This is a genomic window from Noviherbaspirillum sp. FW303-A3, from assembly GCF_058788695.1.
This window is the reverse complement of record NZ_JBYTAZ010000001.1, coordinates 289,001-303,095: the sequence shown is the minus strand read 5'-3', so window position 1 is coordinate 303,095 and position 14,095 is coordinate 289,001. Positions and strand designations below refer to the sequence as shown.

At 61.3% G+C, this 14,095-nt stretch carries 13 protein-coding genes; 9 read left to right on the top strand and 4 right to left on the bottom strand.

Annotated elements, in window-relative coordinates; all coding sequences use genetic code 11:
* The first annotated feature begins 63 nt into the window (after window positions 1-63).
* Window positions 64-3,051, top strand: coding sequence for an EAL domain-containing protein (locus tag AC3WOY_RS01425; RefSeq protein ID WP_492420577.1), 2,988 nt, complete (start codon window positions 64-66; stop codon window positions 3,049-3,051).
* Here AC3WOY_RS01425 and AC3WOY_RS01420 read toward each other — a convergent pair whose 3' ends face one another.
* Complete coding sequence (locus AC3WOY_RS01420; protein ID WP_492420575.1) at window positions 3,052-4,797, bottom strand: RecQ family ATP-dependent DNA helicase; 1,746 nt, start codon at window positions 4,795-4,797, stop codon at window positions 3,052-3,054. It abuts the gene before it with no gap.
* A 243-nt stretch (window positions 4,798-5,040) separates the two neighbouring features.
* Between AC3WOY_RS01420 and AC3WOY_RS01415 the strand changes: the two genes are divergently transcribed.
* The 3 genes from AC3WOY_RS01415 to AC3WOY_RS01405 all read left to right on the top strand — a co-directional run bounded on the left by AC3WOY_RS01415 (window position 5,041) and on the right by AC3WOY_RS01405 (window position 7,169).
* Window positions 5,041-5,244, top strand: coding sequence for a cold-shock protein (locus AC3WOY_RS01415; protein WP_088707577.1), 204 nt, complete (start codon window positions 5,041-5,043; stop codon window positions 5,242-5,244).
* Window positions 5,245-5,411: 167 nt separating this feature from the next.
* Window positions 5,412-5,660: a hypothetical protein gene (locus tag AC3WOY_RS01410; protein ID WP_492420573.1), complete on the top strand. Its 249-nt coding sequence runs from the start codon at window positions 5,412-5,414 to the stop codon at window positions 5,658-5,660.
* 180 nt (window positions 5,661-5,840) lie between these two features.
* Window positions 5,841-7,169 carry a methyl-accepting chemotaxis protein gene (locus tag AC3WOY_RS01405; RefSeq protein WP_492420571.1) on the top strand — a complete coding sequence of 443 codons (1,329 nt, stop codon included), beginning with the start codon at window positions 5,841-5,843 and terminating at the stop codon, window positions 7,167-7,169.
* A 50-nt stretch (window positions 7,170-7,219) separates the two neighbouring features.
* Here the strand turns inward: AC3WOY_RS01405 and AC3WOY_RS01400 are convergent, their stop codons facing one another.
* Both AC3WOY_RS01400 and AC3WOY_RS01395 read right to left on the bottom strand, forming a co-directional pair.
* Window positions 7,220-7,687 carry a cache domain-containing protein gene (locus AC3WOY_RS01400; RefSeq protein WP_492420569.1) on the bottom strand — a complete coding sequence of 156 codons (468 nt, stop codon included), beginning with the start codon at window positions 7,685-7,687 and terminating at the stop codon, window positions 7,220-7,222.
* Between the two features lie 252 nt (window positions 7,688-7,939).
* The gene (locus AC3WOY_RS01395; RefSeq protein ID WP_492420568.1) at window positions 7,940-8,845 is read right to left on the bottom strand and encodes a LysR family transcriptional regulator; all 906 of its coding nucleotides are present in this window, start codon (window positions 8,843-8,845) and stop codon (window positions 7,940-7,942) included.
* 114 nt (window positions 8,846-8,959) lie between these two features.
* On the opposite strand from AC3WOY_RS01395, the gene AC3WOY_RS01390 reads away from it, so the two are divergent.
* The 4 genes from AC3WOY_RS01390 to AC3WOY_RS01375 are packed head-to-tail and all read left to right on the top strand — an operon-like array spanning window position 8,960 to window position 11,055.
* Window positions 8,960-9,646 (top strand): haloacid dehalogenase type II, encoded by a 687-nt coding sequence (locus tag AC3WOY_RS01390; RefSeq protein ID WP_492420566.1) that lies wholly within the window; start codon window positions 8,960-8,962, stop codon window positions 9,644-9,646.
* Complete coding sequence (locus tag AC3WOY_RS01385) at window positions 9,643-10,401, top strand: sulfite exporter TauE/SafE family protein (RefSeq protein WP_492420564.1); 759 nt, start codon at window positions 9,643-9,645, stop codon at window positions 10,399-10,401. Before AC3WOY_RS01390 ends, AC3WOY_RS01385 begins: the two co-directional genes overlap by 4 nt.
* Before the next feature lie 58 nt (window positions 10,402-10,459).
* Window positions 10,460-10,684 carry an AbrB/MazE/SpoVT family DNA-binding domain-containing protein gene (locus tag AC3WOY_RS01380; RefSeq protein WP_492420563.1) on the top strand — a complete coding sequence of 75 codons (225 nt, stop codon included), beginning with the start codon at window positions 10,460-10,462 and terminating at the stop codon, window positions 10,682-10,684.
* Window positions 10,681-11,055 carry a Fic family protein gene (locus AC3WOY_RS01375; RefSeq protein ID WP_492420561.1) on the top strand — a complete coding sequence of 125 codons (375 nt, stop codon included), beginning with the start codon at window positions 10,681-10,683 and terminating at the stop codon, window positions 11,053-11,055. The genes AC3WOY_RS01380 and AC3WOY_RS01375 overlap by 4 nt, the downstream gene beginning before the upstream one ends.
* Window positions 11,056-11,113: 58 nt before the next feature.
* On the opposite strand, the gene AC3WOY_RS01370 is transcribed toward AC3WOY_RS01375, so the two are convergent.
* Complete coding sequence (locus AC3WOY_RS01370; protein WP_492420559.1) at window positions 11,114-11,716, bottom strand: MarC family protein; 603 nt, start codon at window positions 11,714-11,716, stop codon at window positions 11,114-11,116.
* A gap of 108 nt (window positions 11,717-11,824) precedes the next feature.
* Between AC3WOY_RS01370 and AC3WOY_RS01365 the strand changes: the two genes are divergently transcribed.
* Entirely contained in the window at window positions 11,825-14,095 is a 2,271-nt protein-coding gene (locus tag AC3WOY_RS01365; RefSeq protein ID WP_492420557.1) for a xanthine dehydrogenase family protein molybdopterin-binding subunit, read from the top strand.

The window sequence follows — 14,095 nt, the reverse complement described above, 5'->3', positions numbered from 1 at the left end:
ATCGGGGACATGATGTTCGACGAGCTGGCTCTGCATCCGTCTCGCGCCAGCATGGAGAAGGACATGGCGGGAACCTCAATCAGCAGAAAGATCGCAGCGGTCTTCTCGGTTATCCTGGTGTTCGCCATCGCCAACCTGGCGGTCGTGCGCGCCATGCTCAATGACGTCAATGGCGTGGCCGAGACAGTCAATGTGGCCGGCAAGCTGCGTATGCTGAGCCAGAAGATTGCATTCGAGGCAAGCAAGGCCATCCAGCTGCCTCGGCCGGGGAGTGCTGACGTCGATGCCGCGCTGGCCGATTTCGATACTGCCCTGACGGCGCTGGCGAACGGCGGGGATGTATTCGGTTATCAGATCGGCAAGCTGTCTCCCGCCCATCTTCCTCTTCTCGAAGCGGCACGCACGGACTGGACGCGCTATCGCGCGCAGGTAACGGCTGCGCTTGCCGCACGCGGGCCCGGCGTCGAGGGGGCCGCCGCGCAGATCACCGAAGGCGCATCCCGCCTGCTCGCGGATGCGGAGGCGCTGGTCGCTTCGCTGACCCTGGAAGCACAGCAGGCGCAGGAGCGCGCCTTGCGAAAGATGTACGCGCTGCTCCTGATGGATGTGCTGGTCCTGCTGGCTGTCTTCGTGCTGGTGCGCAAGCGCATCGTCCAGCCCCTGCGCGAGCTGGCGCAGAGCAGCGGCGAACTCGCCGCGGGCAACTACTGCGTGAGCGTCGAATGCCGTTCCAACGACGAGATCGGCCTGCTGGCAGGGCGATTCAACGATTCCGCACGCCATATCGGCGAACTGATCCGCAACATCGAACAGGAGCGGTTGAGCCTGCAGCAGGCCGAATCCATGTTCCGCGGCTTTGCCGAAAACTCGGTGGTCGGCGTTTACATCGCGCAGCATGGCGGTTTTCGTTTCGTCAATCCGAAGATGGCGCAGATGTTCGGTTACACGCCGGAGGAAATGGCGTCCTCGGTGAAGGTCTACGACCTCGTCGTCGACAGCGACCGCGATATCGTCGAGGAAAACGTGCGCAAGCGTCTGCGCGGCGAAATCACCGAAGTGCACTACGAGAGGCAGGCGCGCCGCAAGGACGGTTCGCTGTTCGACGTCGAGGTGTTCGGCTCCACGATGCCGATCGACGGCGAGAACGCGACCATCGGCATCATGCTCGATATCTCCGAGCGCAAGCGGCTCGACCTCGCGCTGCGCGTGCTGAGCGCCTGCAACCAGGCGCTGGTGCGCGCCACCGATGAAACCGCGCTGCTGACCGAAGTCTGCCGCATCTTCCGCGACATCAGCGGTTTTCCGTTTGCATGGGTCGGGTATGCCGAAGAGGGGGCAACCCGGATCGTACGGCCTGCCGCACTTGCCGAGATGGAAGAAGGGGCGCTGGTCTCGACCATCAACCACGTGACCTGGGGTGACGAAGTGACCGCCAGGGGCGTCACCGGCACGGCCATCCGCGAGGGAAGGGCGGCGGTTGTGCATGACATGCAGACCGGCGCCGTCCATGCGCCATGGCGCGATTTCATGGTTCGCTACAGGATCGTCTCCGCGATGTCGCTGCCGCTGAAGGCCGGAAATGCCATCCTCGGCGCGCTGACGCTTTATTCCCACGAGGCGAACGCCTTCGGTCCCAACGAAGTCAAGGTCGCGGAAGAACTGGCCGACAACCTTGCCTACGGCATTGCCGCGCTGCGTGCCGAGGCCGCGCGGCGCCAGTATGCGCAGCAGCTTGAATACCACGCGGGCCACGATATCCTGACCGGCCTGTCTAACCGGGCGCTGCTGCAGGACCGGTTGAACCAGGCGATCGCGTATGCGTCACGCTACTGTTATTCGGTGTGGGTCCTGTTCCTTGACCTCGACCGCTTCAAGTTCGTCAACGACAGCCTCGGTCACAAGGCTGGCGACACCGTGCTCAGGACGGTTGCGGCGCGGCTGGAGGCGGCGGTGCGCGAGACCGATACCGTCGCGCGGCTCGGCGGCGATGAGTTCGTGCTCGTGCTGCCCGAACGCATCGACGAAACCCTCTCCACCAGTGTTGTCCAGCGCATCATGGATGCTGTCGCCGAGCCGCTTGTGGTCGAAGGCCATGAATTCTTCCTCGGCTGCAGCATCGGCGTGGTGGTCTATCCATCCGACGGCGACGCCCCCGAAACCCTGATCAAGAACGCCGACATCGCGATGTACCGCGCGAAGGAAAGCGGCCGCAACAACTTCCAGTTCTACACGGCGGCGATGAACGAGCGCCTGCTCGAACGCCTGCGCATCGAGGGCGACCTGCGCAGCGCGCTGGAGCGCGGCGAGTTCGTGCTGCACTACCAGCCGCAGATCGACCTGGACACCGGACGTACCGTCGGCATGGAAGCATTGATCCGCTGGCAGCATCCTTCGCTGGGAATGATCCCGCCCTTGCGCTTCATCGGACTGGCCGAAGAGACCGGTCTCATCGTGCCCATCGGCGAGTGGGTGCTGCGCACGGCCTGCGTCCAGGCCGCTGCGTGGCAACGCATGGGGCTTGGCGCGCTGCGCGTCGCGGTCAACCTGTCGGCGCGCCAGTTCGCGCAGCACGACCTTGTGCCCATGGTCGCCGGTACGCTGCAGGAGACCGGCTTGCCGCCGCATTTGCTCGAACTGGAATTGACCGAAAGCCTCGTGATGACCGACGTCGAGCGCGCCATCGGCGTGCTTGGCGAACTCAAGACGCTGGGGGTGCAGCTCTCGCTCGATGATTTCGGCACCGGACATTCCAGCCTGTCCTATCTCAAGCGCCTGCCCATCGATGCGCTCAAGATCGATCAGTCCTTCGTGCGCGACATCACCCATACGCCGGACGATGCGGCGATTGTGGCCTCGATCATTTCCCTTGCGCACAACCTCCGCCGCCACGTCATTGCGGAAGGCGTGGAGACGCATGAGCAGCTTGCATACCTGCAAAGCCACGGCTGCAGAGAAATGCAGGGCTTCTATTTCAGCAAGCCGGTTCCACCGGAGTTGTTCGAACGCCTTCTGCATGAGGATGCGCAGGCGTTTTCTCCTGTTCGCTCCTGATCAAGCCGGGTTGACATAGGCGCGGAGAAATGTCCGCTTGCTGCTGTCCGGAAAACGGATAGTGACCTTGTCGCCCTCGGTGGCGAGCACCTGTCCTTCTCCATACCTGGGGACTTTGACCGTCGTTCCCGCCTGCAAGGAAGACGCTGCCGGAACGCGGGCGCTACGTGCAACTTGCCGGCGCGGATGCTCAGGAGTGAGCGCCTCTGCAGGAGGTCGCCGGCAATTGTCGCAGACGCCGCAGTGAGACCAGTCCACGTGCTCGCCGAAATATTCCAGCAAGACTTTCCATCGGCAAAAGCCGGTCTGCGCATAGAACACCAGGCGGTCCAGCGCCTCATGGTCGCGCGCGCTCTTGTCGCGATAGGTATGGACCAGTTCCTTCAATTCCTTCGGCTTCACGCGCAGGCGCATGAGACGGTAGTCGAGGTTCTCGTCCTGATCGAGCAAGCCGCCATCCTTCATCAGCTTCAGCGCCACTTGCAGCCGCGTGTCGGATACCTGCTCAAGCTGCTCCTGCAGCTGCGCAAGGGAAACTGCCTGCCGTTCGGCGGAGAGGGCATGCAACGCGGAGTACACTGCGCCCAGGTCTTCCGCGCCGGGATAGCGCCGCGCGAGGAAGAATTGCTGTACCTGCTTGTCCTTGGCATGGAAGAGCAGGATGCAGTCCGCATCCTTGCCATCGCGCCCCGCACGGCCGGATTCCTGGTAGTAGGCCTCCAGGTTTGCAGGGATCTGGTAATGGATGACAAAGCGGATGTCCGGCTTGTCGATGCCCATGCCGAACGCATTGGTGGCGACCATGATCCGGCTGGCGCCGCTCATGAAGGCATCCTGGTTCTGGCTGCGCACCTTTGCCGACAGCTGGCCATGATAGAAGGTAACGCTTTCGCCTGCTTCCTTCAGCGCCGCATGCACTTCCTCGACCGCCTTCACGGTTGCTGTATAGAGAATGCCGGAACCTTCCGCCTCGCGCGCCAAGGCGAGCGCGCGGGAAAGTTTTTCCTGTTCCCTGGTGGCGGTGACGACGCGGTAATGCAGATTTGACCGGTAGATACCGGTATTTATGACATGCATGTCAGGCAGGCCAAGCTGCCTGCCGATGTCTTCGATGACATTGCCTGTGGCCGTTGCAGTCAACGCCAGCACTGTCGGATTGCCGAGCGCCTCGATGACCGCACCGAGATGCAGGTAGGCGGGGCGGAAGTCATGTCCCCAATGAGAGATGCAGTGCGCCTCGTCAATCACGAACAGGCTCACGCGGCTTTCACGGATGGTGGCAAGGAAGTCGGGATCGGACAGGCGTTCCGGCGTGGCGAAGATGAACTCCGCATCAGCCTGCCTGATGATTTCGAGGACCGACTCTTCTTCACGCGTGCTGAGCGTGCTGTTGACCTCTGCCGCGGCCACGCCCGCGGTTTCCAGTTTTCCTGCCTGGTCCTTCATGAGTGAAATGAGGGGCGATACGACCAGTGTCACACCCGGCAGCTTCAGTGCGGGCAACTGGTAGCACAGCGATTTTCCTGCGCCGGTCGGCATGATGGCCAGCGTATTGTTTCCCTGCAGGACGCTCTCGATCACTTCATGCTGGCCCGGCCGCAGGTGGCTGATGCCGAAGGTTTCGTGCAGCGTCTTTCGCAGTGCCCTGTCACCCGGTACCACTTTCAGTTCAGCAGGGCGGTGTCGAGGGGAGGGCGGGGAAGGATTTTCGTCTGGGGAATCAGCGTAAGTGGAGGTTGCGTGCATGATGGAATTGCGATGAGGGAAACAGGATTTGTTGTCCTTCATGCACCAAGCATGCCAGCAGATGAAAGTGAGAATTAGTGAGAATTCATGCGATTAAGATAATTCACCGCTTTCTCGAATATGCAGTACAATCATCTTCCAATTGAAGTTTGAACTAGTAGTGCAGTATTTGTCTGTCATTTCTTTCTGGCTTCAAGGAATCAACCGGGCGCAAGCTCATTTAACTGTTTTAAAGGAAATGTAATGGCAACAGGTACTGTCAAGTGGTTCAACGATGCTAAGGGTTTTGGTTTCATCACTCCGGATGAAGGCGGCGAAGATCTGTTCGCGCACTTCTCCGCGATCCAGTCCAACGGCTTCAAGTCCCTCAAGGAAAACCAGCGTGTTTCCTTCGAAGTGACGACCGGCCCGAAGGGCAAGCAAGCATCGGCAATCCAGCCGCTGTAAGCTGAATCAGGTTTGATCGAATGCCGTCCAGTGGAAACACTGGACGGCATTTTTTTTGTGCTGCCGGTTTCGCATCTTGCTGCGGACCATCTACACTGGATGCAGGCACCTTCTGCATCAGGGAGCTCTTCGGAAACGGGGGAGCGATGGCAGGCATACTACCCGCAATGACTCTTGTGGCATCCACCGTCCTCGGGAACTTGCCCCTTGTTGAGGTCGAGCAGATCTTCTGGGACTGCGACTTCAAGGGAAGCCGGCAAATGCTGGACTTTGACGACGCGGATCTCTGCAGCAACGTGTTCGAGCGCCTCAAGGCCGAGAAATTCAACAGCGAGTTCGTCCGTTTCCTCGAATGGTGGCGCATCAACAAAAGCCGCGAATATGCGGCGCGTACCAATATCTCGCGCAGCCGCTAGTCTGCAAGGCCGCAGTCCCCTTGAACTGCTCGAGCCTGTTGCAAAAATGAGAGTCGAACGCCCCTGGGAAAACTTTTCACTCCATCTTCCCCCTCCACGCCCGCGACTGAAGGTGTACGATGCACCTGCGAAACATACAAAAAAACTATCGGGGGGATGATGTTCAAATTCGGAAAGGTAATGCAGGAGCCGGAAATCCGTCAGGAAGCACCGGCAGTTGACCTGGAACGTGTCGTGGGCGGCATCGCGCAGCGTGCGTCCGGCATCGGAAAAGAATCGGCCGACCTCAACGGCTTGATCGACGACCTGGCGGCCATGAGCGGCAAGCAGGCGGATACCTTCAAGGCGCTCGCCGACGAGATCGGCGCCATGGTGAAGGCGAACCACGAGATCGAGGCAGTGACCAAGGCAAGCACCGAGTCTGTCCGGCGCGCGCGCAAGACCGTCGAACAGATCGGACAGGGCGTGATCGCGGTAACGGACAACCTTTCCGAGGTTGCCGATGCCGCCAATGAAATCACCCAGATCGCCCTGCAGACCCGGCTCGTGGCCTTCAATGCATCCGTCGAGGCCAAGCGCGCGGGTGAAGCCGGCCGCGGCTTTGCCGTGGTGGCCGATGCGGTACGCGACCTCGCTGCCAAGGTCGAGCAGTCCTCCAAGCTCATCATGAGCACCGTCACCCAGCTGGATGCGCGCATCAAGGCGCTCGCAGACGATATCCAGTCCAAGGAGAACCGACAGAACAAGGGCGATGGAAAAAGCGACACTTTCGATGCGGCAGTCTCCGAAGTGGAACGCGGCGTGGCCGCCATCGCGGATGCGGCGCAACACAACCTGAGCAGCTGCGCCGGCGTGCTCGATTCCGTGCACGGCCTGTCGGAGCAGGTCGCCAGTACGGCAACGGCGCTGCAGAACGCGCGCAAGCGCACCGAAAGCTTCCTGTCGCTGTCGGAATCCCTGATTGAAATGGCGGCGGAAAGTGGTGTACGGACAGAAGATACGCCCTTCATCGAAGCCGCGCTGGATGCTGCCAAGCGGATTGCGGCGCTGCTCGAGGACGGTATCCGCAAAGGCGCGCTGTCGATGGCGGACGTGTTCGATGAGCATTACCAGCCGATTCCGGGAACGAATCCCGAGCAGTTCATGGCGAAGTGCACGCCATACTGCGACAAGGTCTTGCCCGAGGTGCTGGAGAACCTGCTGACCCTGTCTCCCAAGGTGGTCTTCAGTGTCGCCACCGACCGCAAGGGCTATATCCCCACGCACAACCGGAAGTTCTCGAAACCCCAGGGCGGCGATCCGGTCTGGAACCAGGCCAATTCACGCAACCGGCGTTTCTTCGTCGGGCGTACGGAATGGGCTGCGATCAACAACCGCAAGCCCTTCCTGCTGCAAACCTACCGCCGGGACATGGGCGGCGGCAATTTCACCGTGATGAAGGACCTGTCCGTCCCGCTCTTCGTCAATGGCAAGCACTGGGGCGCCTTGCGCATCGGTTACCAGTTCTGAGCGCATAAAAAAACGGCCACCCGAAAGTGGCCGTTTGTCATTATGCCTGCTTACTGCTTGTAAATGCCGGAGCCGACGATCAGGTCGTCCACCTTCTCCACATAGCTCGACTTCGCCTCGACGGCCTTGGTCACGGGGTTCGGCCACTTGTAGTCGAACCAGCCGCTGTTCTTGGCGCTGAGGATGTCGATGAATCCCTTGATGATGTATTTGCCGTCCGCATCGCGCATCTCCAGCATGTTCTTGCCGTTCATCTTGGACGCGTTGCCATTGCCGATCGCCACGTTGTTGCCCTTCATGTCGTACACGAAGATATACAGGTCGCGATCGACGAACGGCCCCTTCGGGTCGTTGATGGCGGCGACGGCCTTTTCCTTGCCGTTGGCCTTGATGTAGGCAACGGCCTTCTTGACCAGGGCGGACGCTTCCTCTGCCGTGCCACGATCCGCCGCAACGGCGGAAGAGGCGACAAAACCGGCAAGTGCCACCATTGCAAATCCCTTGAACAAGGCTTTCATAGGTATCTCCTTCAATTTTCCTGAATGTCGATGTGGCTCGACGCGAACTCCGCCAAAGATGGCGGTTCGGTCGATTCGATCTATTTCCAATTGGAAATTTCCTGCGACTGTTGTGCGGATATTTCTTTTTTTGTTGTTATTGACCCAGGATAGATTTCCTAGTGGAAATAGTGTGAGGCATTCTGTCACGCGGTCCGGCCGGGATGGGTGAAAAGCATGCAAGCGAAGGGTGAAAGACTTGCATGCGTCTGGTCAGGACTTGCGCCAGTAACCCGGCTGGGCGTAGGCATGCCGGAGAAAGTCCACAAACGCGCGGATGCGCAAGGGCAGGTGGCGGCGCTGGGCAAAGACGGCATAGATGTCATTGCCGGGCGCGGCAAACTCGTCCAGCACGGTCATCAGTTGCCCCGATTCGATCGCATTGCCGACCTCCCACATGGAACGCCAAGCGAGTCCCTTGCCGGAAAGCGCCCAGTCGTGCAGCACGGCGCCGTCATTGCAGACCATGTTGCCCGTCACTTTCAGCGTCACGTTCTTGCCGTTCTGCCGAAAGGTCCAGCCGCGCTGGCTGCCTTCGCTGCTCATGGCCAGGCAGTTGTGCCGGGCGAGGTCGTCGAGAGAGCCGGGGGCGCCGTGCCTTTTGATATAGGAAGGGGATGCGACCACCACGCGCTTGTTGTCGGCCAGCTTCACGCCGATCAGGCTGGAGTCGGACAAGGCGGCGATACGGATCGCGACGTCGATGCCCTCGCCGATCAGATCGACCACACGGTCATTCAGGTTGAGCGTCACGCTCACGTCCCCATGGTGGGCGAGGAAGGAGGGGATGAGCGGCGCCACGTGCTGGCGGCCGAAACCGGCCGGGGCGGAAATCAGCAGATGGCCGCTCGCCCGCGCGCTGCGTTCGGACACCGCCGTTTCGGCTTCCTCCAGTTCCGCCAGGATGCGCTGGCAGTCTTCCAGGAAGGCGACGCCCTCGTTGGTCAGCGCGATCTTGCGCGTGGTCCGCTGCAGCAGCTTCACACCCAGGCGTTCTTCCAGCGCATCCAGCCGGCGGCCGATCATGGCCGGCGCGATGCCTTCCGCCCGCGCGGCAGCCGTCAGGCTGCCCTTGGCCGCGACATCGACGAAGGTGGAAATCTGCTTGAACTGGTCCATGTCCCGACGATATTTGATCTGATACTTAAACGCAATAATAAAGTGATTTTTAGTTTTGTTTATATCTATTTGGATTGCATATACTCGGATTCCACAGAAACACGAACCGCATCCATGACCATCCAAGCCATCGCCTTCGACGCCTACGGCACGCTTTTCGACGTGTACTCCATTGGCGAGCTCGCCGAAAGGCTGTTTCCGAAACGGGGAGCGGCACTGGCGGAGTTGTGGCGTGACAAGCAGATCGAGTACACCCGGCTGCGCACGCTGTGCGCCACCTACAAGCCGTTCTGGGAAGTCACGCAGGATGCGCTGGTCTTCAGCTGCAAGAAGCTCGGACTGGACCTGACCCTGGATGCGCAAAACAGCCTGATGGGGCAGTACGCGAAACTGCAGGCTTTCCCGGAAAACCTCGGCGTGCTGCAACAGTTGCAGGAGATGGGGCTGAAACTGGCCATCCTCTCCAACGGCAATCCGCAGATGCTGGAAGCCGTGGTCGAGGCCAACGGCATGCGCGGCATCTTCCACCACATCCTGTCGGTCGACGCCGTGAAGAAGTTCAAGACGGCGCCGGAGGCTTACCAGCTGGCGCCGGACGTGTTCGGCCTGTCGGCCCGGAATATCCTGTTCGTGTCGAGCAACTGCTGGGATGCATGCGGCGCGACCTGGTTCGGCTACACGACCTTCTGGGTCAACCGTGCGAATGCGCCGCTGGAAGAACTCGGCGTCACGCCGGACGCCACCGGCAGGGACATGAATGCGCTCCTGGGCTATGTGCAGCAACTGAGGAGTGCGAAATGACGACATGGCAGATCGCCCTGGTCGGCATCGCGGCCTTCTGCGCCGGTGCGATGAATTCCGTGGCCGGCGGCGGCACATTCTTTTCGTTTCCCGCCTTGCTGGCGGCAGGCGTACCCCCGGTCGCGGCCAACGCCAGCAACTCGGTCGCCCTGTGGCCGGCCAGCCTGTCCGGTGCCTGGGCCTATCGGACCGAGCTTGCGCGCTACAAGCGTTATCTCATTCCGATGGGCATCGTCTCCTTCATCGGCGGCATCGGCGGCGGCCTGCTGCTCCTGGCCACCAAGGATGCGACGTTCTCCAAGCTCATCCCCTGGCTGCTGCTCTTCGCAACGGTGCTGTTTGCGTTTTCCGGCCGTCTCTCAGCCATGCTGCGCGGTGCCGAAGCCGCCAAGCCGGGCAATACGCCGACGGCGCTGGCCGGCCAGGCGGTTGTGTCGGTCTATGGCGGCTTTTTCGGCGCCGGGATGGGTATCCTCATGCTCGCCAGCCTCGCTATGGCGGGGCATGACGACGTGCATGAAATCAACGCCATCAAGAACCTGCTGTCGGCCATCATCTACAGCGTCACAGTATTGACCTTCGTGGTCGCCGGCGCCGTCGACTGGCCATACACGCTGATCATGCTTGCCACGGCGACGCTCGGCGGTTACTGGGGCGCGCACATCGCCCGCAAGATTCCCGCGCTCTGGCTGCGCCGTTTCATCATCGTGGTCGGGTTCACTCTCACGGTCTTCTATTTCTACAAGACCGTCTAGTTGCTATCCGGGGGCCGTTGACTAACATGTACTGAAGACCCGTTTATCCAGGGACGTCATGCATGCACTGAAACTGATCCCCCTCGGCGAAGGCTATGGGGTGGTACTGCCGCGGGAGGTACTGGCCAAGCTCCAGTGCGGATCCGGTGGCACGATCTACCTGACCGAAACCGCCGACGGCCTGATCCTGTCCGCCAATCATCCCGTGATCCAGGAGCAGGTGGATGCGGGGAGGGCGTTCATCGAAGACTACAAGGAGGCGCTGCGCGCGCTGTCCGGATGAACCTGTTCTGCATCGAACCCGACGCCTTGCTGCTGCTGCACGAGGAAAGCCTTGGTGACCAGGGCTCCTCGGCGGTGTTGTGCGACGATGCGCTGCTGGAAGCGGCCTTGTCACACCCGCTCAATCAAGCCGTCACAAAGCCCGTGGACATTGCCGACATCGCGGCAGCCTATGCCTGCGGCATACTCCGCTATCGTCCGTTCGCGGCCGGCAACGAGCGGGTTGCCTTGCTGGCCATGGGCCTGTTCCTGTACCTGAACGACTGGCGGCTGGACGCTCCTCCGCAGGAGGCGGCCGACGTAATCTGGCAGGCCAGTGCCGCCGTGCTCGATGAGCCTGGACTGGCAAACTGGGTTCGCGGTTACCTGTAGCTTTTTCTAACAAATTACATTTAATTATGTTTGTAATTATTTGAAAATAAAAGAAAAATCAAGAAAGTGATTTGACATAGGCGCGGATGCCCGCCAGCAGCATTTCTACCGCCATCGCCGTCAGGATCAATCCCATCAGCCGTTCGAACGCGGTCATGACTCGCGGACCGAGGACGCGCTGCATCCGCTCCGCGCTCAACAGCACGATCAGCCAGATGACCGCCACCAGCGACAGCACGCCCACGTGCAATGCCGTTTCCTTCGCCGAATTGGACGAGAACAGAAGCACCGTCACCAGTGCCGATGGCCCCGCCAGCGCAGGAATGGCCAGCGGCACGATGAAGGGTTCGCTGTCGCCTTCACCATCGCCGAACACGCCGCCCGGTTGCGGAAACACCATCCGCAATGCGATCAGGAAAAGGATGACGCCGCCGCCGATGCGCAACGCGATGTCGCTCAGCTGAAGCGCGGCCAGGAAGTGGCGTCCGAAAAACATGAACAGCAGCAGGAGCACGAATGCGATCGCGCATTCGCGCACGATGACCCGGCCGCGCCGTGCCGCCGGCACGTTGGCGAGCGCGCTGGCGAACAGGGGCACGTTGCCGAACGGGTCGGTGACGAGCAGGAGGATGATGAAAGACTGGAAAAAATTTTCGGTCATGTTCTTTTATGGAATTAATAGAGTAAATGCTCGACACTGCACCGAGACAAGTAAATCGGGTGTCGGCTAGGATGCCACAGGAAACACAAAACAAAATACGGAGACTCGATGCAGCCTGCCGAATCGAAGAACAAGCCCAGGAATATTTCTCGCCGCCGTTTTTTGCTTGGCGGCCTCGGCGTCACCGGCGCCCTTATTGTCGGCTGGGGGATGATGCCGCCGCGCCAGCGCCTGCATCCCGCCAATCCCTTTCCAGCCTCGGAAGGCGAGGTCCGCCTGAACGGCTGGATCAAGCTGGCCACCGACGGTACCGTGACGGTGGCCATGCCCCAGTGCGAAATGGGACAGGGTGTCTATACGGCATTGCCGATGCTGGTGGCGGAAGAGCTCGACGTTCCCCTGTCTTTCGTCAGGCTGGAGCGCGCGCCGATCGACAAGATTTTCGGAAATATCGCCGTGCTGCAGGACGGCCTGCCGTTCCATCCTGACGGCGCGGGCACCTTCAAGGAAGCCGTCGTTTGGTTCACTGGCAAGGCAGCTCGCGAGTTCGGACTGATGATTACCGGCGGCTCGTCCTCCGTGAAGGACGCGTGGCGGCCCATGCGCGAGGCAGGCGCGACCGCGCGTGCCATGCTGATCGCAGCGGCGGCGAAGGAGTGGGGCGTCGCAGCGGACCAGTGCCGCACGGAAGACGGTGCCGTCCTCCATGGAAGCGGGAAAAAGGCGACCTACGGCGAACTCGCCGCCAAGGCGGTCCACAGCACTCCCGGTGCCATCCGCCTGAAGGAGCCGGGAGAATTCAAACTCATCGGCACATCCCAGGCGCGCCGGGATTCGGCATCGAAAGTGAACGGCACCGCCGTCTACGGCCTGGACCCGCGACCGGAGGGGCTGGTGTACGCCGCGGTGAAAATGAGTCCGACCATCGGCGGAACCATCCAGAAGATCGACGCCGATGCGGTGAAAAGCATGCCGGGCGTCATCCGTGTGGTCGACTTTTCCGGTGCCGCGCCGGGCATGGCGGGCGTGGCCGTTATCGCCAAATCCTACTGGCAGGCGAAGCAGGCGGTCGCAGCCTTGCCCGTGACATGGAACCCCGGACCGAACGCCGCACTGTCATCGGCTTCCGTCTTCCAGGAGCTGGCTGCCCGCCTGGACAGCGAATCGGGCTTCACCTATCACCAGGCAGGAGAGCCCGATCCGGGCAAGAAGGCCGTCAAGCAGCTGAAGGCCGAATATCGCGCGCCATTCCTCGCGCATGCGACGATGGAGCCGATCAATTGCACCGCGCAGGTCAAGGACGGCAAGGTGACGCTGTGGGCATCGACCCAGGTGCCGAGCATTGCGGCCGACACGGCTGTCCGCGTGGCGAAGGTCAAGCCCGAGGATGTGGCCGTCAACGTCACCTACATTGGCTGCGGCCTCGGCCGGCGCCTCGAGATCGACATGATTGCGCAGGGCGTCGCCATTGCTGCGCACGCCGGCGGACTGCCCGTGCAGGTGATCTGGAGCAGGGAAGAAGACACTACGCACGATTTCTACCGCCCGGCCGCGCTGGCGCGCTTCTCGGCGGCGCTCGACGGCAGCGGCAATGTTGTCGCCTACGAGAACAAGCTCGCTTCCGGCGCCATCACGCATCAGGTGATGGAACGCACCTTCGGCCTCATCGGCGCCGGTCCTGACAAGACCACGGCGGAAGGCGCCTTCGACATGCCTTACGAATTCACGCATCAAAAGATTGCGCACGTCACGGTACCGACGCCCGTGCCGATCGGCTACTGGCGCTCGGTCGGTCATTCGCATAACGCGTTTTTCAAGGAAAGCTTCATCGATGAGCTTGCCCACGAAGCCGGCAAGGATCCGGTCGAATTCCGGCGCAGCCTGTTGAAGAAGCATCCGCGCCATCTCGCGGTCCTCGATGCTGCCGTTGCGAAGGCCGGTAAACCGGCGGGTGGCCGCGCGCACGGCATCGCCTTGCACCAGTCGTTCGGCTCCATCGTGGCCGAGGTGGCTGAAGTGTCGGTGCAAGGCGCGGAGATCACGGTGCATAAGGTGACCTGCGCCATCGATTGCGGTATCGCCGTCAATCCGAACATCATTGCGCAGCAGATGGAATCCGCGGTTGTCTTTGGCCTGAGCGCTGCGTTGTTCGGCGAGATTACGATCAAGGACGGCAAGGTGGAGCAGCAGAATTTCCACGACTACCCGGTCCTGCGAATGAACCAGGCGCCGCATGTGGAAACGGTCGTGATCAGGAATGCGGAGCCGCCGGAGGGGGTGGGCGAGCCGGGGACGCCGCCGATTGCGCCAGCGGTCGCCAACGCCGTGTTCGCATTGACGGGCAAGCGCCTGCGCAGCCTGCCGCTGCTCCTTTCGTGA